The sequence below is a fragment of the Rhodococcus sp. IEGM 1351 genome (assembly GCF_030056875.1).
Lineage (GTDB): Bacteria > Actinomycetota > Actinomycetes > Mycobacteriales > Mycobacteriaceae > Rhodococcus_F > Rhodococcus_F opacus.
Genome location: NZ_JASHKU010000022.1, coordinates 1 through 21,397 on the forward strand (window position 1 = coordinate 1; position 21,397 = coordinate 21,397).

Here is a 21,397-nt window from a genome sequence, read left to right on the forward strand (position 1 = left end):
AGAGCACCTTCGCGACCTGCAGACCGCCGACCTCAACACGCTCAGTCATGAAATGACTCACCTTCCCCACTTGGCAAACTTCCACGATGCGAAAACACAGTTTCGTATCTTGACATCAAGAAAACCGTGTCCATCGAGTTCTGTCAATAGCGGACGGGCGTACGGTTACAGCGTCACATCCGATCAGTGGTCTTCCTCGCCGATCCTGTGGACGTGGATCAGGTTGGTCGAGCCGACGGTGCCCGGAGGCGATCCCGCGACGATGACGACGAGGTCGCCCCGCCGGTATCGGCCCAGGCCGAGGAGCGCGTGGTCGACCTGATGGATCATCTGGTCGGTCGACTCGACGGGGTCGACGAGGAACGTCTCGGTCCCCCACGTCAGCGCGAGCTGAGCGCGCACCGCCGGGAGCGGGGTGAACGCCAGCAACGGCAGCGGAGTGTGCAGCCGCGCGAGCCGGCGCACGGTGTCCCCGGACTGGGTGAACGCGACGAGCGCCGCCGCACCCAATCGTTCCCCGATGTCGCGTGCCGCGTAGGACAGGACTCCGCCCTTCGTGCGGGGCACGTGCGCCAGCGGCGGAACGTGCGTGGACTTCTCCTCCACCGCGCTGATGATGCGGCCCATGGTGCGGACCGTCTCCATCACGTGCTTCCCGACCGACGTCTCACCGGACAGCATCACCGCGTCCGCACCGTCGAGGACGGCGTTCGCGACGTCGGACGCCTCGGCGCGGGTGGGCCGAGAGTTCTCGATCATCGACTCGAGCATCTGGGTGGCCACGATGACCGGCTTCGCATTCTCGCGGGCGATCTGGATGGCCCGTTTCTGCGCGAGCGGTACCTGTTCGAGGGGAAGTTCGACACCCAGATCGCCGCGGGCGACCATCACCGCGTCGAACGCCAGCACGATGGCCTCGAGGTTGTCGATCGCCTCCGGTTTCTCGAGCTTCGCGATCACCGGAACCCTGCGGCCGACCCGATCCATCACGGCATGGACGAGTTCGATGTCGGCCGCCGATCGCACGAACGACAGGGCGATGAGGTCGACACCGAGACGCAGTGCGAACTCGAGATCGGCGATGTCCTTGCCCGACAGCGCCGGGACCGACACGTTCATCCCCGGCAACGACACACCCTTGTTGTTGCTGACCGGACCGCCCTCGGTGACCCGGCACACCACGTCGTTGCCGTCGACGTCCGTGACGACCAGTCCGATCTTGCCGTCGTCGACGAGCAACCGGTCACCGGGCTCGGCGTCCTCCGCCAACTGCTTGTAGGTGGTCGACACACGGTCGTGGGTGCCGTCGCACTCGTCGACGGTGATCCGCACGACGTCGCCGTCCGACCAGACGACGCTGCCTTCGGCGAAGCGCCCCAACCTGATCTTCGGGCCCTGGAGGTCGGCGAGAACACCCACCGCCCGGCCGGTGTGTTCGGACGCGTCCCGCACCCGGCGGTAGTTCTCCTCGTGATCGGAATGTTCGCCATGGCTGAAGTTGAGCCGTGCGATGTCCATTCCGCAGTCGACGAGTTCGCGTATGCGGTCGCCCGTTGCCGTTGCGGGCCCGAGGGTACACACGATCTTCGCGCGCCTCGCCGACGCGGGCGCCTCCCGGCCGGGCGTGACGAGGTATTCGGACACTGTTGCTGTCATAGGATTTTCGATTCCGTTCTAGGCGCTGCCGGTGTCGGCGTAGGAGACGGCCGCGGCGCGGACGTCGTCGATGCGGTACCGGTTGGCGGCCTCGACGGCCTTGGAGCGGTCGAGGGTGCCTTCGCCGGCGAGGGCGGACAGCACGGCGACGACGATGGATTCGGCGTCGACGTTGAAGTACCGGCGGGCGGCGGGGCGGGTGTCGGAGAAGCCGAACCCGTCGGTGCCGAGGGTGGTGTACGAGCCGGGGACCCACTGGCGGATCTGGTCGGCGACCGCGCGCATCCAGTCCGAGGCCGCCACGAACGGGCCGGCGGCGTCGGACAGGGCCTGCGTGACGTACGGCAGCGGGGCGTCGGTGCCGGGGTCGCGCAGGGCCTGCTTCTCCGATTCGATGCCGTCGCGGCGCAGTTCACCCCAGGAGGTGACCGACCACACGTCGGCGGCCACACCCCACTCGTCGGCGAGCAGCTGCTGGGCCCGCAGCCCCTCGGGCATGGTGACACCGGAGACCAGGATCTGCGCCTTCGGGCCCGATGCCTGCGACTTTTTGAACAGGTACATGCCCTTGAGCAGGCCCTCGACGTTGAGGTCGGCGGGTTCGGCGGGCTGGGAGTAGGGCTCGTTGTAGAGGGTGATGTAGTAGAAGATGTCCTCCCCACCGAACCCAGGCTTCAGCGTTCCATCGGCCGCCGGTGTGCCGCCGTACATGCGGCGCAGCCCGTCCTTGACGATGTGCGCGATCTCGTAGGAGAACGCCGGGTCGTAGGCGACGGCGGCCGGGTTGGTCGAGGCCAGCAGCAGCGAGTGCCCGTCGGCGTGCTGGAGGCCTTCGCCGGTGAGGGTGGTGCGGCCGGCGGTGGCGCCGAGCACGAAGCCGCGGGCCATCTGATCCGCGGCGGCCCACAGGCCGTCGCCGGTGCGTTGGAACCCGAACATCGAGTAGAAGATGTACAGCGGGATCATCGGCTCACCGTGGGTGGCATACGAGGTGCCGACGGCGGTGAACGAGGCGGTCGAGCCGGCCTCGTTGATGCCCTCGTGCAGGATCTGCCCGATCTCCGATTCCTTGTAGGCGAGCATCAGGTCCGCATCGACGGCGGTGTACAGCTGGCCGTTGCGGTTGTAGATCTTGAGCGAGGGGAACCAGGAGTCCATCCCGAAGGTGCGGGCCTCGTCCGGGATGATCGGCACGATCCGCTTGCCGATCTCCTTGTCCCGCAACAATTCCTTCATGATCCGCACCAACGCCATGGTGGTCGCGACCTGCTGCTTGCCGGAGCCCTTGCGGACCACGTCGTAGGTCGAGTCCGCCGGCTGCGGCAACGGCGCCGGGCTGGTGCGGCGCTGCGGCAGGAACCCACCCAACGCGCGGCGCCGGTCGAGCATGTACTGGATTTCCGGGGCATCGGGGCCGGGGTGGTAGTACGGCGGCATCTTCGGGTCCTTCTCCAACTCTTCGTCGGAGATCGGGATGCGCTGCAGGTCCCGGAAATTCTTCAGATCATCGAGGGTCAGCTTCTTCATCTGGTGGGTGGCGTTGCGGCCCTCGAAGTGCTTGCCCAGGGTGTAGCCCTTGATGGTGTGCGCCAGGATCACCGTCGGCTGCCCCTTGTGCGCCATCGCCGCCGCATACGCGGCGTAGATCTTGCGGTAATCGTGGCCGCCGCGCTTGAGGTTCCAGATGTCCTGATCGGACAGGTTCGCGACCAGTTCCTTCGTCCGCGGATCCCGGCCGAAGAAGTGCTCCCGCACGTACCCGCCGTCGTTGGCCTTGTAGGTCTGGTAGTCGCCGTCCGGGGTGACGTTCATCAGGCTGACCAGGGCGCCGTCGCGGTCCGCGTGCAACAACGCGTCCCACTCGCGGCCCCAGACCACCTTGATCACGTTCCAGCCGGCGCCGCGGAAGAACGACTCCAACTCCTGGATGATCTTGCCGTTGCCGCGGACCGGGCCGTCGAGGCGCTGCAGGTTGCAGTTCACCACAAAGGTGAGGTTGTCGAGGCCCTCGGTGGCCGCCACATGCGCCAGACCCCGCGATTCGGGTTCGTCCATCTCGCCGTCACCCAGAAACGCCCACACGTGCTGGTCGGAGGTGTCCTTGATGCCGCGGTCGTGCAGGTAGTGGTTGAACCTGGCCTGGTAGATCGCGTTCATCGGGCCCAGACCCATGGACACGGTCGGGAATTCCCAGAAGTCCGGCAGCAGCCGCGGGTGCGGGTACGACGGCAACCCGCCGCCCTCGTCGGCGTGCGAGTGTTCCTGCCGGAACCCGTCCATCCGCTCCGCCGGGATCCGCCCCTCCAAGAAGGCGCGGGCGTAGATGCCCGGCGAGGCATGCCCCTGAATGAAGATCTGATCCCCACCACCGGGATGATCCTTGCCGCGGAAGAAGTGGTTGAACCCCACCTCGTACAGCGCCGCCGACGACGCATACGTCGAAATGTGGCCACCGACCCCGACCCCCGGCCGCTGCGCCCGGGTCACCATCACCGCCGCGTTCCACCGGATGAACGCCCGGTACCGGCGCTCGGTCTCCTCGTCACCCGGGAACCACGGCTCGTTCTCCGTCGGGATGGTGTTCACATAATCGGTCGACGTCAACGCCGGCAGGGCGACGTGCTTCTCCCCGGCCCGCTCGAGCATCCGCAACATCAGATACCGGGCACGGGTCGGTCCGGACCGGTCCAACAGTCCGTCGAACGATTCCAACCACTCCGTGGTCTCGTCCGGGTCGATATCCGGCAGGTAAGACGCAACACCCTCACGGATGACGCGAACCGAGCCGGCGCGGCCGGTGTCTACGGAGGTCGTGGTCTGTTCGAGCAAAGGGATACTCCATCGTTGCGGGCGCGGGAGAGGGCGCCGTAGTGGCCGTCCGGGGTGAGGACGAAGCTGTACAACTCACTGCACAGGTGACTACCGCGGTTTCGCGAGCGGCCATCCCGTGATCTGCTTGGGACGCGGGGGCGCGTAGGTGCGCACCTTCGAAGTCGAGAGACCCAACCCTACAAGAGATTCCGCTAACTTGACAGCCGCACTGACGCCGTCGACCACCGGAACGCCGGTGCGATCCCGGATTCGGTCGTCGAGGCCGGCCATTCCACCGCAACCGAGGCAGATCACCTCGGCCTTGTCTTCGCGCACAGCAGCTTCGGCCTCGTCGACGATCGCCTCGATCGTGCGCTCGGGGTCGGATTCCAGCGCGAGGACGGGCAGACCGCTCGCGCGTACACTCGCGCACTTGACGTCGAGGCCCGCGAGCCGGAGCCGGTCTTCGATGAGCGGTACGGTGCGGTCGAGCGTGGTGACCACGGAGTACTTGTGCCCCAGCATCATTGCGATACTTGCGGACGCCTCGGTGATGTCGACGACGGGTACGTCGAGCAACTCCTGCAGGCCTTCCCGGCCGTGTTCGCCGTATCCGGCCTGGATCACCGCGTCGTACGGTTCCGGGTACGACCGCACCCGGTCCATCACCGCGATCGCGGCGAGGTAGCTCTCGAAGTTTCCTTCCACGGATTCCGCACCGATCTCCGGTGTGAGCCCGACGATCTCGGTACCGGGTGCCGCGGCGGCCTCGGCCTGTTTGGCGATGGCGTCCGTGATGGACGTGGTGGTGTTGACGTTGACGACGAGAATGCGCATCGAAAGCTCCTGTCAGTGGTCGCCGTGGCCGCTGTCCACGGCGATGGACTCGCCGGACACGTCCACGTACTGCCGGGTGCGGTCGCCGACGACCGCGTAGATTGCCGCCGCCAGGCCGGCGCCGATGAACCAGGAGAACGGGGCGACGAGATGGAAGGCGGGGACGATCGCGAACAGGGTGCTGACGAGGGCGGCGGGAACGAGGGCATAGATCGCCCGCAGGTTGAATCCCTTGCGGTAGTAGTAGGGTCCGGTCGGGCTGTCCGAGTAGAGGGCGGGTACGTCGACCTTCGTGCGGCGGATGAACCAGTAGTCGACGAAGATGATGCCGAACAGCGGGCCGAGGACGGCGCCGAGGCCGCCGAGGAAGTAGTTGATCACCACGGGGCTGTCGTAGAGGTTCCAGGGCAGCAGGACCACGCCGATGCAGGCGCTGATGATGCCGGCCTTGCGGAAGCTGATCTTCTCGGGTGCGAGGTTCGACAGCACGTACGACGGTGCGACGAAGTTCGCCATGACGTTGACGGCCATCGTCACGATCACGAGGGCGAGGCAGGCCAGCGACAGGAACAGGGTGTTCGGGATCGCCGCGACGATGTCGGTGGGGCTGTCGATGATGGTGCCGTCGATCTGGAACTGGGCGCCGCACAGAATGAACGCGATGACGGCGAACGCGAGGACGTTGACGAACAGTCCCCAGAAGTTGCCGCGCACTACGGCGGTCTTCGACGGGGAGCGCCGCGAGAAGTCGCAGAAGTTGAGGATCAGGGTGCCGTAGATCGACATCCAGAGGGCCGCGCCTGCGAAGACCTGCCGCCACATCTCCCCGCCCGAGGCGGGCTGATCGGACGTCCACGCGATGGAGAAGTCGGTGCGGAACAGCATCCACAGGGCGAGCGAGCCGACCGTGACCAGGATCAGCGGGCCGGCCAGGCTCTCGAATCGGCGCACGGCCTCCATCCCGTAGACGAGGACGACGATCTGGATCGCCCAGATCCCGATGAAGCAGATCCATCCGAGGCTGGAGAGTCCGAGGATCGAGTTCTGGTCGAAGCGGTCGAGCGACGGCGCCACGGCGACGAGGAAGATCCGGAAGACTATCGACGCGAGGTAGGTCTGGATTCCGAACCAGACGATCGCGATGACCGCGCGGACGATGGCGGGAATCTGGGCGCCGCGGATTCCGAAACTGATCCGGCTCACCACGGGGAAGGGCACGCCCGTCTTCTGTCCCATGAAGCCGGCGTAGGTCATCGCGACGCAGACGATGACCGCTCCGATCATGAGCGACAGGATCATGTGGCCGCCACCCAGTCCGAGCGCGAACAGGCCGATGGCGAACGAGTAGTTCGCGATGTTGTGGACGTCGTTGGTCCACAACGTGAAGATGCTGTAGCTACCCCAGCGGCGACCCGAGGCCTTCGTGGGTGCCAGGTCCAGGTTGTAGAGTGTGGTACTCGTCTTGGTCGCTGTCGGCGTCGGCGTCGGCGTCGGCGTCGCGACGGTAGCGGTGTGCCGCGAGACTGTGTCGTCTATGAGCATGTGCCTGTCCTTGCGTGGCGGCGAACGAACTTCCGTATCACGGAAAGCTTGTTCCATTGTCCCTCCAAGTGTGAGCCAGGCAACAGTGACCGGTCAATGATTTCCGCAGGATATATCTTGGTTCCGTACCACCCGGAACACGACAAACCCGCTGTAGCACTGGATCTTTCGGATCCAGCCCCATGCAAGGGTGCGGCGGCGTCAGGCCAGACCGCGGCTGAGCAGCCGGCCCCGGGGGGCCTCGTCGAGGTCGATCCGCTTGCCGGCCAGCCAGGTACTGCGCACGACGCCGGCGAGGGCACGCCGGTCGTAGGCGGAGACGGGATTCTTGTGCTGCAGGGCGGCCGCGTCGACGACGAACGCCTCCTCGGGCGCGAACACGGCGAAATCCGCCGCATACCCCAGCGCGATGTGCCCTTTCGTGTTCAGCCCGACCTGTTCGGCGGGGTTCTCCGCCATCCACCGGACCACGTCGTTCAGGCTGTGCCCGCGACGTTTGGCCTCCGACCACACCGCGGACAGTGACACCTGCAGCGAGGCGATGCCGCCCCACGCCACACCGAAGTCGCCGATGTCGAATCTCTTGAGGTCGACCGTGCACGGGGAGTGATCGGTGACGACGCAGTCGATCACGCCCTCGGCCAGTCCCTGCCACAGCAGCTCACGGTTCCCGGCCTCGCGGATCGGCGGGCAGCACTTGAATTGCGTTGCTCCCGAGGGAATCTCCTCCGACACGAACGACAGATAGTGCGGGCACGTCTCCACGGTGAGCTTCACGCCGTCCTTGCGTGCCGACGCGATCATCGGCAACGCGTCGGAGCTCGACAGGTGCAGAATGTGCACCCGGCACCCGGTCCACCGCGCCAGCTCGATAACCTCCGCGATGGCGAGATTCTCGGCGCCCCGCGGCCGCGAGTCGAGGAAGTCCGCATAGTTCTCGCCGCCGGGTGACGTCGCGCGGTCGATGGCGTGCGCATCTTCCGCGTGCACGATCATCATCGCCCCGAACCCGGCGATCTCCTTCAGCGCCAGTTCGAGCTCGGCCGGATCCAGCGGCGGAAACTCGTCGACGCCGGAGTGCAGAAGGAAGCACTTGAACCCGAACACGCCCGCGTCGTGCAGTGCCCGCAGGTCCGGGACGTTGCCGGGCACTGCGCCGCCCCAGAACCCGACGTCGACGTACGCCTGATCGGCGGCGACCCGGCGTTTCACGTCCAGTGCCAGGGCGTCGACGGTCGGTGGGATGCTGTTGAGCGGCATGTCGACGATCGTGGTCACTCCACCGGCGGCTGCGGCCCGGGTCGCGCTCGCGAACCCCTCCCACTCGGTGCGGCCCGGTTCATTGACGTGCACGTGCGTGTCCACGAGACCGGGGATCAGCACCTCGTCGTCGCCCAGCTCGACCACCACCTCGGCGTCGAGCTGAGCGCCGATCGGTTCGATGACGACGATCCGGCCGTCCCGCACACCCACGCAGCGGGCGACCTCTCCCGCCGCGGTGATCACCCGCGGGGCACGGAACAGCAGGTCGAGCCGGTCAGACATCGTCTTCACGACCTGCGCCGGCGACGCCGCGCACCGCCGCCGCCACGGCCGGGGCGACTGCGGCATCGAACACGCTCGGCACGATGTACGTGGGGTTGAGTTCCGACGGAGACACCGAATCGGAGATCGCGCGGGCGGCCGCGATGAGCATGTCGTCGGTGATCTCGACGGCGTGCGCGTCGAGCAGGCCCCGGAACACGCCCGGGAACGCGAGCACGTTGTTGATCTGGTTCGGGAAGTCCGACCGGCCGGTCGCGACGACCGCCGCGTGCCTGCCGGCCGCGACCGGGTCGACCTCGGGCACCGGGTTGGCCAGTGCGAACACGACCGACCGCTCCGCCATCGTCTCGATGTCGCTGCCGGTCAGGATGTCCGGGGCAGAGACACCGATGAACACGTCCGCGCCGACCAGTGCGTCCCGCAGCGATCCGGACCGCGCTTCCGGGTTGGTGTTGTTCGCGATCCAGGAACGGAACGAGTCGGACGTGTCGTCCGGCGAGAGGATTCCGTTCCGCCCGCACGCCACGATGTTCGTCGCACCCTGCGCGACCAGCAGTCGGATGATCGCGTGTCCGGCGGCGCCGACACCCGAGACCACGATCTTCACCGTGTCGAGGCTCTTCTCGACCACCCGCAGGGCGTTGGTCAGTGCGGCGAGAACCACGATGGCGGTGCCGTGCTGATCGTCGTGGAACACCGGGATGTCCAGCATCTCGCGGAGCCGTGCCTCGATCTCGAAGCAGCGCGGGGCGGAGATGTCCTCGAGGTTGATTCCGCCGTACACCGGAGCGAGGGCCCGGACGATCTCGACGATCGCGTCCGTGTCCTGGGTGTCCAGGCAGACCGGCCACGCGTCGACGTCCGCGAACTGCTTGAACAGGGCCGCCTTGCCCTCCATCACGGGTATCGACGCGGCGGCGCCGATGTTGCCCAAACCCAGCACGGCCGAGCCGTCGGTGACGACCGCGACGGTGTTGCGCTTGATCGTCAGCCGCCGCACGTCCTCGGGGTTCTCCGCGATCGCGGTGCAGACCCGGGCGACGCCGGGTGTGTACGCGCGGGACAGGTCGTCGCGGTGCTTGAGCGGAACCTTCGGCACCACTTCGAGTTTCCCGCCGAGATGGAGCAGGAACGTGCGGTCACTGACCTTGCCGACCACGACGCCGGGCACGTCGGCGATCGCGGACGCGATCTGCTCGGCATGTTCGACGTCGGAGGCGTCGCACGTCACGTCGATGACCATGTGGTCGGGGTGGCTCTCCACCACGTCCAGCGCGGTCATGGCGCCCTTCACGGAGGCCACCGCCCCCGCGAGAGTCGAGGTGGTGCCTGCGCCGACCGGGGCCGTGACGCGAACGGTGATGGAGTAACCGGGACTGGGATTGGGCATGCGTGTTTCCTCGGGTTCGTCAGGTAGGGGCTCGGACTAGCGCGGCGCCTGGTCGGCGACGAGCGCTTGATGGCTCTGGGGAAGGGCTTCCCACCAGGTGCGGCGCGTCTCCGACAGCGCGGTCGCGTCGAGGTCGCCGAACAGCCGCAGCCGGGACAGGCCGCCGTCGGGGTAGACGTCGAGTCGCAGGTGCGTCGCCGCATCGGTGGCGTCCAGAACGAAGCGGTGCCTCGTGTCGGGCTGCACGGCTGTGCGGGACAGCAGTTCGGTCCACGCGCTCTCGTCCGCGATGTCGGCGGTCCGCGCGTCGGCGGTGCTCAGCCGCACCCAGCCGGGCGCATTCCCCACGTAGTAGCTGGTGTCGATCTCGACGTGCCGGGGAATGCCGGCCGCGGCCAGCGAGAACACCGCGAAGTCGTTTCCGCCGCCACGACGCCGGGAGTTCTCCCAGCCCTCCCCCATGTTCCGCGCCCGCCCGGGAAGGATGATGTTCGCGGGCGACGCGTAGAACGCGTCGGAGCAGCCGACGAGGCGTCCGCCGTTCTCCGCGGCCAGCAGGTCCACCGTCCCGTCGAGGAACCGGGGGTCGGGCACGACCTCACCGTGCACACGCAACCGCGCGACGCCGCCGTCGGGGTAGATCGACAGCCGCACGTGTGTCCACCGGTGCCGGTCGGCGACGGCGTAGGCGTTCGCGGCATCACCCTCGGCCGGGGACTTCTCGACGATGGTCTGCCAATCCGCCTTCATGACCTCCTCGATGGACGGGTAGCCCTCGATCGACGCCGCCTCGATGGAGATGAAGGGCGGGTAGTTGCCCTTGAAGTGCGCGGTGTCCACGACGATCCCGTGGATGACGCCCGCGGCCCCGAGTCGGACGATCGCGTAGTCGTGGCCGTCGTCGCGGCGGCGGCGGGTCTCCCACCCGTCGTACACCTTGCCCTTGTGCCCGAAATCGGACGGGTCGAAGAACGGCGCCTCCGCCTTGATGAGGTTCTCACGCTGGGCGAACAGTTCGTCGTTGGCCGCGGATACGCTTCCGCCGAGGGCGCGTGAGGCGAGGTCGGGTAGTGCGGTGAAGTCGGGTGACGTCATGATTCTCCTCGTGTGCTGAGTGGTGCGAGTTCGGCAGTCGATGCCGCGATCGTGCAGCCGATCCGGCGCAGTAGTTCCGCCGCATCCCTGATCGATCGATGAAGGTCCGGTTCCAGGTCCGCGAGCGCGTATGCTGCGGAAATACCGGCGCTGTGCAATTGAATGTCGCTGAGCAGGTTTCGGCCACATACGGCGAGGACGGGGATTCCGGCCCTGCGCGCCTCGGTCGCGACGCCGATCGGCGCCTTGCCGTGGAGGCTCTGCTCGTCGAGTGACCCCTCACCGGTGATGACGAGGTCCGCCCCCGCGAGTCTTCCGGGAAAGTCGACGAGCCCGAGGACCGTGTCGATGCCGGGCCGGGTGTCGGCCCCCAGCACCGAGATCGCGCCGAACGCCGCGCCTCCCGCAGCGCCCGCCCCCGCGACCCGGCTGTCGTCGCGGCCGGTCGCGGCGCGCACGACCTGCGCCCACCGGGTCATGGCGTCCTCGAGCACGACCAGTTCTTCTGCGGCCGCGCCTTTCTGGCTTGCGTACACGGCGGTGGCCCCGGTCGGGCCGAGGAGCGGATTGTCGACGTCGCAGGCGAGCCGGAAGTGCGCCGCACGCGCCGCCGGGTGGAGACCGGTCAGGTCGACCCGGGCGGCCCGGCGCAGCGCCGCTCCCCCCCGCGCGACCTCGTTGCCGTCGGCGTCGAGGACTCGCACGCCGAGGGCCTGTAACAAGCCGGCACCGCCGTCGGTTGACGCGCTGCCCCCGAGACCGACGGTGATCTCGCGAGCTCCCCCCTCCAGCGCGTGCCTGACGACGGTGCCGAGTCCGAATGTACTGGCACCCAGTGGGTCCGCCACACCGTCCGGGAGCAGCACCAAGCCCACGGCCGAAGCCAGTTCGACGACAGCGGTCGAGCCGCGCACCGCGTAGGACGAGGTGACGGGCCGACCCGTCGGCCCTGTGGTGGCCACCGTGACCGGAGACCACCCTGCGGCGACGGCCGCAGCGACGGTGCCGTCGCCGCCGTCCGCGACCGGGACACGATCGATCACCCAGGACGGATCACCGGCCAGGAGTCCGTCGGCGAGGGCGTCCGCCACTTCCGCGGCCGTGAGAGACCCCTTGAACTTGTCGGGTGCGACCAGTACACGTGTCACGGTGCCCCCTAGTCCAGCAGCATGAGGGCTGTGGGAGCGTGCTCCCAGCTCTCCGCCAGATCCTCGAACTCGGCGACGTTGTCGAGTTCGGTTCCCATCGCGATGTTGGTGACCCGCTCGAGGAAGACCTCGACCACCACCGGCACCTTGTGCTCACCGGCGAGCTCACGGGCCTTCTCGAGGGCGCCGGCGATCTCGCCGGGCTCGGTGACCCGAAGCGCCTTGCAGCCCAGCCCCTCGGCGACCTTGACGTGATCGACGCCGTACCCCTTCGGGACCGCGGGCAGCACGTCGTGTTCGGTTGCTTCCTGGGTGTTGATGTTGTCGAAGCCCAGCTGCACGCAGAAGTCCATGTCGAAGGCGCGCTGCGCCTGACGGATCAGTCCCAGGTAGGAGTTGTTCACCACGACATGGATGTACGGCAGGTTGAACTGGGCGCCCACCGCCAGTTCCTCGATCATGAACTGGAAGTCGTAGTCACCGGACAGCGCCACGACGGGCGTCTCCGGCTCCGCGGCAACCACTCCGAGGGCGGCGGGGATGGTCCAGCCCAGCGGCCCGGCCTGCCCGCAGTTGATCCAGTTACGCGCCTTGTAGACGTGCAGGAACTGGCCGCCGGCGATCTGCGAGAGCCCGATCGTACTGACGTACCGGGTGTTGCGCCCGAAGACGCGGTTCATCTCCTCGTACACCCGCTGCGGTTTGACCGGGACGTCGTCGAAGTGGGTCTTGCGCTGCATGGTCCGCTTCCGGGTGGCACAGTCCTCGACCCAGGTGCTGCGGTCCGCGAGGGTTCCGGCGGCCTTCCGCTCCTTCGCGACGGCGACGAACAGTTCGAGCGCCGCCTTGGCGTCGGACACGATCCCGTAGTCCGGTGCGAACACGCGCCCGATCTGGGTGGGTTCGATGTCGACGTGAACGAACTTGCGCCCCTTGCGGTAGGTGTCGAGACCGCCCGTGTGCCGGTTGGCCCAGCGGTTGCCGATGCCGAGGACGAAGTCCGACGCCAGCATGGTGGCGTTGCCGTACCGGTGGGCGGTCTGCAGACCGACCATGCCCGCGGCGAGGCGGTGGTCGTCCGGGATGGTTCCCCAGCCCATCAGCGTCGGCACCACCGGAACGTCCAGCAGTTCCGCCAGTTCCACGAGCAGATCCGCGGCGTCGGCGTTGATGATGCCGCCCCCGGCGACGATCAGCGGGCGGTCGGCGGCCCCCAGCATGTCGAGGGCCTTCTCCGCCTGCGCCCGGGTCGCGGCCGGCTTGTACACGGGCAGCGGCTGGTAGGTGTCCGGGTCGAAGTCGATCTCCGCCAGTTGCACGTCGATCGGCAGGTCGATGAGAACAGGTCCGGGCCTGCCGGACCGCATCAGGTGAAATGCCTGCGCGAACGCTCCCGGAACCTGGGCGGGCTCGAGCACCGTCATCGCCATCTTCGTGACCGGCCCCGCGATCGCGGCGATGTCGACGGCCTGGAAGTCTTCCTTGTGCAGACGCGCGACCGGGGCCTGCCCGGTGATCGCGAGGATCGGGATCGAGTCCGCCATCGCCGAGTACAGACCGGTGATCATGTCGGTCCCGGCCGGCCCGGACGTCCCGATGCAGACGCCGATGTTCCCGGCCTTGGCGCGGGTGAATCCCTCGGCCATGTGGGATGCGCCCTCGACGTGGCGGGCGAGGACGTGCTTGATCCCACCGTGGTCGCGCATTGCTGCGTAGAACGGGTTGATCGCCGCACCGGGGAGGCCGAAGGCCTGGGTGGCACCTTCGAGTTCCAGAATCTTGACCGCTGCATCAGCGGCGCGCATACGAGGCATATCAGTTCTCCATCGAGGATTACGAGTTGAGGCGGGTCACTGGGAGGGGCGGCCGGACAGCCGCTCCACTCCGCGCAGCAGACCCGAATGATCCAGGCCACCATCACCGTTCGCACGGGCGGAGGCCATCAGCTGGGCGACGACGGCGCCGAGGGGTGTCACGACGCCGGCCTCACGGGCAGCGCTGGTCACGATGCCGAGATCCTTGTGGTGCAGGTCGATACGGAATCCGGGTTCGAACGACCGGTCCAGCATCTTCTGCGCCTTCTGGTTCAGGACGGCCGATCCGGCGAGCCCGCCGCCGAGTACCTCCACCGCGGCCGCGGTGTCGACACCGTAGGCCTCGAGGAAGATGATCGCCTCGGCGAGCAGCTGAATGTTGCCGGCGACGATCAGCTGGTTCGCTGCCTTCACCGTCTGCCCGGATCCGTTCGGGCCCACGTGGACCACCGTCTTCCCGACGACGTCGAGGATCGGCCTGGCCGACTCGAAGTCTTCCGAGGCGCCGCCGACCATGATCGACAGTGCGGCGTTGACCGCCCCGGCCTCGCCACCCGATACCGGGGCGTCGATCAGCCGGAATCCACGCTCGGCCGCCTGCGCGGCGAGTGCGGTGGTGACGTCGGGCCGGATGCTGGAGAAGTCGATGATCAGAGCGCCTGCCGGGGCGTGCTCGAAGACTCCGTCCTCACCGGCGAGTACGGCCTGCACGTCGGGCGAGTCGGGGACCATCACGGCCACGACGTCGGCGCCGGCGACTGCCTTGGCGATGGAGTCCGCTGCGGTGCCGCCGGCTTCGACGAGTGCCGCGGTGCGCTCGGGCGAGCGGTTGTATCCGACCACCCGGTGGCCGGCCTTGGCGAGATGAACGGCCATGGGGCTACCCATGATTCCGAGTCCGATGAATGCGATAGTGCTCACGAGTCTCCTCGATTCCGTCGAAAGTGGTGTGTGTCAGTGGGCGGCGCGGGACGCGCGCTGTTCGCGGGGCAACCAGTCGAAGGTGTCCGGCCGGGTGGACTTGTATTCGAGCCCGACATATCCGCGGTAGCCGTGTCCGGCGAGCCTCTTCAGGTAGCCGTCGATGTCGAGCGTTCCGGTGCCGGGTTCTCCGCGTCCCGGAGCATCCGCGATCTGGACGTGCCCGATGCGGTCGGCGTACGCGTCGATCGCGGCGCCGACGTCGTCGCCGTTGACCTCGAGGTGGTAGAGGTCCGCGAGGAGCCGGAGCGAGTCGACACCGTGCTCGGCCTTCACCCGGTCGATCACGGCGATCGCCTCGGCCGCGCTCTTCAACGGGTACGCCGGCGTGCCGCTGACCGGTTCGACGAGCACGACCGCACCGATGCGGTCCGCCGCCTTGCCCGCCTGGGCGAGGTTCTCGGCGGCCGTGTCGTCCTGAATCTTCGGATCCGTGCCGTCGATACGATTACCGTACAGGGCGTTGAAAGCTTTGGTGCCCAGTCGTTCTCCGATTCCGATGGTGATGTCGATGTTGTCGCGGAACGCCGAGACCTGCGCCGGGTCGGACAGCAGTCCGCGGTCCCCCGCCGGCATGTCGCCCGCCGCGAAGTTCAACCCGGTGAGCTGCACTCCGGCGTTCCCGATCGCGGCCACGAACGCGTCGACGTCGCTGTCCCGCGGTACGGCGGTGTCGAAGGGCCACCAGAATTCGACGGCGTCGAACCCGGCGTCGCGGGCAGCCTGCGGGCGCTGCAGGAGTGGCACGTCGGTGAGCAGGATCGAGCAGTTCAAAGTGTAGGCCAAGGCATCCATCGGTTGTTCTTTCACTTTCCGGGTGTTCAGGAGACTGTGGTGTTGTCGGGCTCGGGCAGGCCGCGATAGCGTCGCCAGCCGCCGTGATCGGTGATCTCGGTGAGCTCGCCGGCTCTGCTCTCGAGGAGGCCCGGTCGCAGACCTACCGCCAGAACCGAACGGCCGTCGGACAGTTCGATCACGGTGAGCTCGAGTTCCTCGGGCTCCTCGGGGAGGAAGTCGGTGCGAATGTCGCCGATCGGCACGTCGTAGAGCTCGCCCTCGATCGAGGCTCCCCCGGCCTCCGCCAGCAGTAGCGCGGGGAATTCGTCACGTACGGAGAAGAATCGGTACTTCGGTGCGGTCCGGACCGTGCCGAGGAACGTGTGCGCGGACACGTTGTGATGCAGGTTTCCGCCACGCATCGCTCCCCCGTTGCAGAACAATTCGGCCATCGTGTCAGCTCCTTCTTCCGTGGGCAGGTGTCGCCGGTTCGGGCTTGCCTGCCAGTTCGATCGCTACCTGAAGCAGCGCTTCGCGTAGTCGTTTGGTGTTGGCGTCGAGTTCTTCGCGCACCAGGTCCTGGGTGACCGGCCACGGGGTGTCGCTGATGACGTCGTGATCGGTGACCAGGGCGATGCAGGTGTAGGACATGCCCAGTTCACGGGCCAGCGCCGCCTCCGGGTACGGGGTCATGCTGATCAGGTCCCATCCCTGGGCCGCGTACCAGCGTGATTCGGCGCGGGTCGAGTATCGGGGACCGCGGATCGCCACCATCACGCCGCCGTCGTTGACCACCCATCCGCTCCTGCGGAGCGTCGAGACCGCCGCCTGGCGTCCGCGGACGCAGAACGGCTCCGCGAAGGACACGTGGACGTCGTCGTCGTGGAAGGTGTCGTCGGTGCGGCAGGTGCGGTCGACGAGCTGGTCGGGCACGACGACCGAGCCGACGCCGATCGCCGGTCGCAGCGAGCCGGACGGGGTGGGCGCGAGGATCGTGCGCACGCCCAGGCTGTGCAGGGCCCAGATGTTCGCGCGAGCATTGATGCGGTGGGGCGGGATGTCGCGGTGCCGTCCGGTGCGGGTCAGGTAGGCGAGCCGGCGGCCCCCTGACGACCCGAGGACGATGCTGTCCGACGTCGGACCGTACGGGGTGTCGACCCGAACCTGCTCGGCGTCGTCGAGGAGTCCGTAGTAACCCCAGGTGCCGAGCACTGCGACGGTGGGCTGGGTGTCAGGCATGGTGGTTCACCGTTCCTTCCGAGGCCCCGTTCGTGGTCAGCGCTTCGCGCCTCTCGATCGCCGGCCGTGCCGGGCCGTCCTGGAGGTGTTCGTGCCCCGGGTGCGGGTGGATGGTGACGTCGTCCGGGTCGTCGGGTGTGACCTTCCCGTCGAGAACCGCTCGCATCTTGTCCTTGTCGAGCATGCCCTCCCAGTTCGCGACCACGAACGTGGCGAGGCAGTTACCGAGCAGGTTCGTGAATACGCGCATGGAGTCCATGAGCCGGTCGGCGCCGAGCAGCAACGCGACGGCGGCCACGGGGAACGCGCCGATCGCGGCAGCGGTCGCGGACAGGGCGACGAAGGCCGACCCCGGCACACCCGCCATACCTTTGGAGCTGAGAATGAGGATGCCCATGATCGCGAGCTGCTCGCCGAAGCCGAGGTCCACCCCGACCGCCTGCGCCAGGAACATCATCGCCAGCGACAGGTAGATCGCGGCTCCGTCGAGGTTGAACGAGTAGCCGGTAGGGATCACCAGACCGACGACGGCGCGGTCACATCCCGCGTTGTCCAACTTCTTGATGATGCGGGGCATGACCGCCTCGGACGATCCGGTGCCCAGGGCGAGCATGAATTCTTCGCGGCAGTACTTGATGAACTTCCACGCGTTCACTCCGGTGATCAGCTTGACCACGATCGACAGAACGACGATGAAGACCAGTGCAGCGCCGTAGCACGCCAGGATGAGTACTCCGAAGGACTTCAGCGAGCCGGCGCCGTAGTTGCCGACGGTGAAGGCCATCGCACCGAACGCACCGAGCGGTGCCAGGTACATGATGTAGCCGACGATGCGGAAGATGACGTGCAGCGTCTGGTCGATCACATCCATCAGGATCGGCGGAGCCGATTCGCTGAAGGACGCGAGCGCGACACCGAACAGGATCGCGAACAGCAGCACCTGCAGCAGGTTGTTCTGTGCGAACGCATCGAACACGCTGGTCGGGATGATGTGCATGACGAACTCGACGCCACCCGGCAGGTGGCCGCCCTGCGTCTTCTCGTCCAGGGCGCTGGTGTCCAGCGTGGCCGGGTCGATGTTGAGCCCGCTACCCGGCTTGACGAGGTTTCCGACGAGCAGGCCGAGCCCGAGCGCGAAGGTCGTCGCGGCCGTGAACCAGAGCAGCGCCTTGCCGCCGATCTTTCCGAGCGCTTTCATGCTGCCGACTTTGGCGATGCCGGTGACGATCACCAGGAAGATCAGCGGGGACACGACCATTTTGATCAGCTTGATGAAGCCCTCACCCAGCGGCGCCAGGTGATGGGAGAACTCCGGAAACAGGATTCCGGTGGCGATGCCCAGGGCAATTCCGATCAGGACCTGGACGAAAAGTGATCTGTACCAACGCTGCTTTGTGGGTTTCGCAGCGATTTCGACTTCAGACACGGGGCCCTCCCTCGGGGCTTGGCGTTTTCCATATTATGGAAGTTGTATTTCGTATCTCGATATAGTGAACGCCGTCACACCGAGGTTTGTCAACCGATGTAGCGAAGGAATCGTCGCGATCCGCCGCGCCCGCGCTATCGTCATACGGAGCGCCCTTTCCGTCTGACGGAAAGAATGTGGGGGCTCTCGGGCAGTCAGAGGATGGAGACAGACATGACGAACGGTCAGAGTCCGGCCGGCGGCGTGCAGTCGGTCGAGCGCGCATTCGACATACTCGAGATCATGGCGAGCGCCGGCGGGTCCATCGGGGTCAGCGAACTCGCCGACCTGGCCGGACTCCCCCTCCCGACCATCCACCGGCTCATCCGCACACTGATGAACCGCGGATACGTGCGGCAGCTACCGACCCGGCGGTACGCGCTCGGGCCCAAGCTCATTCGCCTCGGCGAGAGCGCCACCCAGCTGATCGGCGCTTGGTCACGGCCGCACCTGTCCGAACTGGTGCGAGGCACCGGCGAGACCGCGAACATGGCCGTCCTCGACGGCACCATGGCCGTCTACGTCGCACAGGTGCCGTCCGAGCACGCGATGCGCATGTTCACCGAGGTCGGCCGACGCGTCTACCCGCACTGCACCGGCGTCGGCAAGGCCATCCTCATGCAACTCTCGAATGACGCCGTGCGCTCACTGGTCGGCCGGACCGGCATGACGACGTACACCGAGAACTCCCTGACCGACCCCGACATGCTGATCGCCGATCTCGAATTGAGCAGAAACCGCGGGTTCGCGATCGACGAGGGCGAGCAGGAGATCGGTGTCCGCTGCTTCTCGGTGCCGGTGCCGAACGCTCCGACCCCCACTGCCATCTCCGTCTCCGGCCCCGCGGCCCGGGTCACCCTCGAGTCGGCCGACCACATCGTGCCGCTACTCAAGCGCGTGGCAAAGGAACTCGGCACCGAGTTCGACAAGAACGCCGCGCTCTGAAGCCGGACGACCCATCAACAAAGGTTGACGGATCCGGATCATCAACTTAAGTTGATAGTGTGAGTGACGATCCGAACCCGGCGACCGCTTTCGCTGCCGTCGTCGCGCTGCGGCGTCAGGCCGATCAGCTCGAGCGTGACGCCGTCGCACACGCACTGTCCGCCGGCTGGACCTGGGCGGACATCGGTCAGGCTCTCGGCGTCTCGGGTCAGGCGGCGCACAAACGCCTCGGCCCCGGACGATCCTCCGACACGAAGACGAGGGGCACACGATGAAGTTCACCCGGGCATGGCGCGACATGCGGACGATGAAGACGCTGTTCTCCGAAACGGAGGCCGAAGCCGACCGGCTGGGCGACCGGGAGCCGGGCCTCGAGCACCTGCTGCTCGCCTCGTTCGCGCTGCCGGACGGTACGGCACGCCGGGTGTTCGAGCGTCTCGGATCGAACCGGGACGCACTGCGCGAGGAGGTCATTCGCGTACACGGGGAAGCCCTCGCGGCGGCAGGCATGACGGACGCGCGCGTCGCCACCAGCGCACTGAGCCGCCCCCGCACCGGGCCACTGCGGCTGACCGAACCGGCCCAGGCCGCGTTCCGAAATGCGGTGGCGCTCGCGAAGTCGGAACGGCGACCGATCGTCGGAGCCGACATCGTCGCAGCCGTCGCCACCATCACGCACGGCACCGCGGCGGGGGCACTGGAATCGCTGGGGCTCGTCCGGTCCGACGTCGTCGACGCCGCCCGGGCCGAACCGGCATCGTGAGCGGACGGCCCAGGCCCGGTGTTCGCCGCCTGCGCGGATAGGCTCGACACGTGGTTCTTCCCAGCTCGACTTCTGTGTCCCCTGCAGATGTTCTCGGTTCCATGCGGGACGTCATCGACGGTCCGCTGCCCGACATCGCCGTCCGCTTCTCCAAGTTCCTCGCCGACATCTGGCCGCACACCGCGCTGGTGATCTTCACCCGGGAATGCACGGGACGCCCCCGCAAGGTCAGCGGCGATCCGTCGGTGGTCGAACGCGTCACCATCGCCGAACTGGAGGCGTTGCGCACCCGCCTGACGGAAGGCACCCCGTTCGACGACCAGACCGTGATTGCCGGCGTGAAGCGGAAGGTGTGGGCGCTGCTGGACGCGACGGACACCCTTCTCCTCGTTCTCCCGAAGCCGCGGCAACGCATTCGTGAGGTCCCGCTGGTGGCCGGCGCCTTCGGCGTCGTCGCCGTGTCGATCCGGCATCAGGTGGCGCAGGCGAGCCCCGCGTACCTGGCGGAGTCACGGGCGGCGTCGAGCGAACGGGCCAGGACCATCGTGGAGCTGACGGACCTGCACGCGGCGACGCTCGAATCGATCCTGTCGACGCTGCGATCCAAGGACCTCGACGACCGCCGGTCGCGGATCACGGCGAGCGAGACGGCGTCCGCGGCGCTGGTGACCCTGCGTTCCGCGGGCGAGTCCGACCGTAACCTCGCGGAAGAAGCCGTCACCACCGCGTTCGCCCGGCTGCAGGGCGAACTGCGGCCGCTGCTCCAGCACCGGCCCGTGCGCGTCGACTACGTCGATCCGCCGGTGGACGGTCGCGCGCTGCCCGGCGAGGTCGCGAGCGCGGCGCGGGCCGTCGTGCGGAGCGCCGTCCTGGCGTTCGCGGCGCAGGCCGCCCTGGAGCGAATCCGCATCGCCTGGGACTGCGACGGCGCGAACCTCCTCGTCGAGGTCCGCGACGACGGCGACGGTGGTCTCGACACCGACGCGCTGGTGCGGCAACTCTCCGGCCGGGTGCACACACTCGGTGGCCGGATAGACGTCGAGTCGGTCGACGGGTGGGGCTCCCGGGTGGCCGTCGCGATCCCACTCGACCTACCGATGGCGCGACCGGACGAACAGCAACTCGGCGACCTCAACCCCCGCGAACTCGAGGTCCTGGGTCACCTCGCGACGGGAAAGCGGAACAAGGCGATCGCCGACAGTCTCGGTATCAGCGAGAGCACGGTCAAATTCCATGTCGCGGGTGTGCTGAAGAAGCTCGGGGTGGCGTCCCGAGGCGAGGCGGGCGCGATCGCCCTCGAGGCCGGCATCCGCGCCGACACCACCGGCAGGCACGCATGAGCGTCGAGGCGCTGCCGATCCGGTACTGACCCCCGCACGTGAGTGGCAA

The 21,397-nt window shown here is 67.6% G+C and carries 18 protein-coding genes; 4 read left to right on the top strand and 14 right to left on the bottom strand.

The genetic code is table 11. The annotated features are described in order from the left end of the window. Nucleotides 1-183 precede the first annotated feature (183 nt). The 14 genes from pyk to dctA all read right to left on the bottom strand — a co-directional run bounded on the left by pyk (nt 184) and on the right by dctA (nt 18,261). The gene (gene pyk / locus QM806_RS30480; RefSeq protein ID WP_051055672.1) at nt 184-1,656 is read right to left on the bottom strand and encodes a pyruvate kinase; all 1,473 of its coding nucleotides are present in this window, start codon (nt 1,654-1,656) and stop codon (nt 184-186) included. Between the two features lie 18 nt (nt 1,657-1,674). Continuing rightward, nucleotides 1,675-4,491, bottom strand: coding sequence for a pyruvate dehydrogenase (acetyl-transferring), homodimeric type (gene aceE, locus QM806_RS30485; protein ID WP_283293936.1), 2,817 nt, complete (start codon nt 4,489-4,491; stop codon nt 1,675-1,677). An 84-nt stretch (nt 4,492-4,575) separates the two neighbouring features. Beyond that, nucleotides 4,576-5,304, bottom strand: a complete 729-nt coding sequence (locus QM806_RS30490; protein WP_005571378.1) for an aspartate/glutamate racemase family protein — start codon at nt 5,302-5,304, stop codon at nt 4,576-4,578. 12 nt (nt 5,305-5,316) lie between these two features. Further along, the gene (locus QM806_RS30495) at nt 5,317-6,846 is read right to left on the bottom strand and encodes an NCS1 family nucleobase:cation symporter-1 (RefSeq protein WP_005571375.1); all 1,530 of its coding nucleotides are present in this window, start codon (nt 6,844-6,846) and stop codon (nt 5,317-5,319) included. A gap of 201 nt (nt 6,847-7,047) precedes the next feature. Then, nucleotides 7,048-8,391 carry an allantoinase AllB gene (gene allB, locus QM806_RS30500; protein ID WP_054248705.1) on the bottom strand — a complete coding sequence of 448 codons (1,344 nt, stop codon included), beginning with the start codon at nt 8,389-8,391 and terminating at the stop codon, nt 7,048-7,050. Continuing rightward, nucleotides 8,384-9,781, bottom strand: a complete 1,398-nt coding sequence (locus QM806_RS30505) for an NAD-dependent malic enzyme (RefSeq protein ID WP_005571371.1) — start codon at nt 9,779-9,781, stop codon at nt 8,384-8,386. Before QM806_RS30505 ends, allB begins: the two co-directional genes overlap by 8 nt. Before the next feature lie 36 nt (nt 9,782-9,817). Continuing rightward, entirely contained in the window at nt 9,818-10,876 is a 1,059-nt protein-coding gene (gene alc, locus QM806_RS30510; RefSeq protein ID WP_005571369.1) for an allantoicase, read from the bottom strand. Continuing rightward, complete coding sequence (locus tag QM806_RS30515) at nt 10,873-12,024, bottom strand: glycerate kinase (protein WP_064080206.1); 1,152 nt, start codon at nt 12,022-12,024, stop codon at nt 10,873-10,875. The genes alc and QM806_RS30515 overlap by 4 nt, the downstream gene beginning before the upstream one ends. An 8-nt stretch (nt 12,025-12,032) precedes the next feature. Further along, nucleotides 12,033-13,838 (bottom strand): glyoxylate carboligase, encoded by a 1,806-nt coding sequence (gcl, locus tag QM806_RS30520; RefSeq protein ID WP_005260931.1) that lies wholly within the window; start codon nt 13,836-13,838, stop codon nt 12,033-12,035. Nucleotides 13,839-13,874: 36 nt separating this feature from the next. Further along, nucleotides 13,875-14,759, bottom strand: coding sequence for a 2-hydroxy-3-oxopropionate reductase (locus QM806_RS30525; RefSeq protein WP_005565676.1), 885 nt, complete (start codon nt 14,757-14,759; stop codon nt 13,875-13,877). A 33-nt stretch (nt 14,760-14,792) separates the two neighbouring features. Continuing rightward, entirely contained in the window at nt 14,793-15,614 is an 822-nt protein-coding gene (locus QM806_RS30530) for a hydroxypyruvate isomerase family protein (protein ID WP_005565677.1), read from the bottom strand. A 26-nt stretch (nt 15,615-15,640) separates the two neighbouring features. Continuing rightward, nucleotides 15,641-16,048, bottom strand: a complete 408-nt coding sequence (locus QM806_RS30535; protein WP_005565678.1) for an allophanate hydrolase-related protein — start codon at nt 16,046-16,048, stop codon at nt 15,641-15,643. Nucleotides 16,049-16,052: 4 nt separating this feature from the next. After that, a complete protein-coding gene (locus QM806_RS30540; protein WP_005565679.1) occupies nt 16,053-16,835 on the bottom strand; it encodes an MTAP family purine nucleoside phosphorylase in 783 nt (260 codons plus the stop codon). Next, nucleotides 16,828-18,261 (bottom strand): C4-dicarboxylate transporter DctA, encoded by a 1,434-nt coding sequence (gene dctA, locus QM806_RS30545; protein WP_005260936.1) that lies wholly within the window; start codon nt 18,259-18,261, stop codon nt 16,828-16,830. The genes QM806_RS30540 and dctA overlap by 8 nt, the downstream gene beginning before the upstream one ends. Nucleotides 18,262-18,474: 213 nt before the next feature. Here dctA and QM806_RS30550 point away from each other — a divergent pair, with 213 nt between their 5' ends. From QM806_RS30550 to QM806_RS30565, 4 genes are all read left to right on the top strand, one after another. Beyond that, the gene (locus QM806_RS30550; RefSeq protein ID WP_005260937.1) at nt 18,475-19,245 is read left to right on the top strand and encodes an IclR family transcriptional regulator; all 771 of its coding nucleotides are present in this window, start codon (nt 18,475-18,477) and stop codon (nt 19,243-19,245) included. Between the two features lie 59 nt (nt 19,246-19,304). Next, entirely contained in the window at nt 19,305-19,520 is a 216-nt protein-coding gene (locus tag QM806_RS30555; RefSeq protein WP_005565680.1) for a hypothetical protein, read from the top strand. Continuing rightward, entirely contained in the window at nt 19,517-20,008 is a 492-nt protein-coding gene (locus QM806_RS30560; RefSeq protein ID WP_283293874.1) for a Clp protease N-terminal domain-containing protein, read from the top strand. The genes QM806_RS30555 and QM806_RS30560 overlap by 4 nt, the downstream gene beginning before the upstream one ends. 101 nt (nt 20,009-20,109) lie before the next feature. Continuing rightward, nucleotides 20,110-21,348: a helix-turn-helix transcriptional regulator gene (locus QM806_RS30565; protein WP_064080208.1), complete on the top strand. Its 1,239-nt coding sequence runs from the start codon at nt 20,110-20,112 to the stop codon at nt 21,346-21,348. Nucleotides 21,349-21,397: the final 49 nt, after the last annotated feature.

Coding starts and splice junctions, on each gene's coding strand:
- pyk (WP_051055672.1), bottom strand. CDS start 1,656: ATGACAGCAACAGTGTCCGAATACCTCGTCACGCCCGGCCGGGAGGCG.
- QM806_RS30490 (WP_005571378.1), bottom strand. CDS start 5,304: ATGCGCATTCTCGTCGTCAACGTCAACACCACCACGTCCATCACGGAC.
- QM806_RS30495 (WP_005571375.1), bottom strand. CDS start 6,846: ATGCTCATAGACGACACAGTCTCGCGGCACACCGCTACCGTCGCGACG.
- allB (WP_054248705.1), bottom strand. CDS start 8,391: ATGTCTGACCGGCTCGACCTGCTGTTCCGTGCCCCGCGGGTGATCACC.
- QM806_RS30505 (WP_005571371.1), bottom strand. CDS start 9,781: ATGCCCAATCCCAGTCCCGGTTACTCCATCACCGTTCGCGTCACGGCC.
- alc (WP_005571369.1), bottom strand. CDS start 10,876: ATGACGTCACCCGACTTCACCGCACTACCCGACCTCGCCTCACGCGCC.
- gcl (WP_005260931.1), bottom strand. CDS start 13,838: ATGCCTCGTATGCGCGCCGCTGATGCAGCGGTCAAGATTCTGGAACTC.
- QM806_RS30530 (WP_005565677.1), bottom strand. CDS start 15,614: ATGGATGCCTTGGCCTACACTTTGAACTGCTCGATCCTGCTCACCGAC.
- QM806_RS30535 (WP_005565678.1), bottom strand. CDS start 16,048: ATGGCCGAATTGTTCTGCAACGGGGGAGCGATGCGTGGCGGAAACCTG.
- QM806_RS30540 (WP_005565679.1), bottom strand. CDS start 16,835: ATGCCTGACACCCAGCCCACCGTCGCAGTGCTCGGCACCTGGGGTTAC.
- QM806_RS30550 (WP_005260937.1), top strand. CDS start 18,475: ATGACGAACGGTCAGAGTCCGGCCGGCGGCGTGCAGTCGGTCGAGCGC.
- QM806_RS30560 (WP_283293874.1), top strand. CDS start 19,517: ATGAAGTTCACCCGGGCATGGCGCGACATGCGGACGATGAAGACGCTG.
- QM806_RS30565 (WP_064080208.1), top strand. CDS start 20,110: ATGCGGGACGTCATCGACGGTCCGCTGCCCGACATCGCCGTCCGCTTC.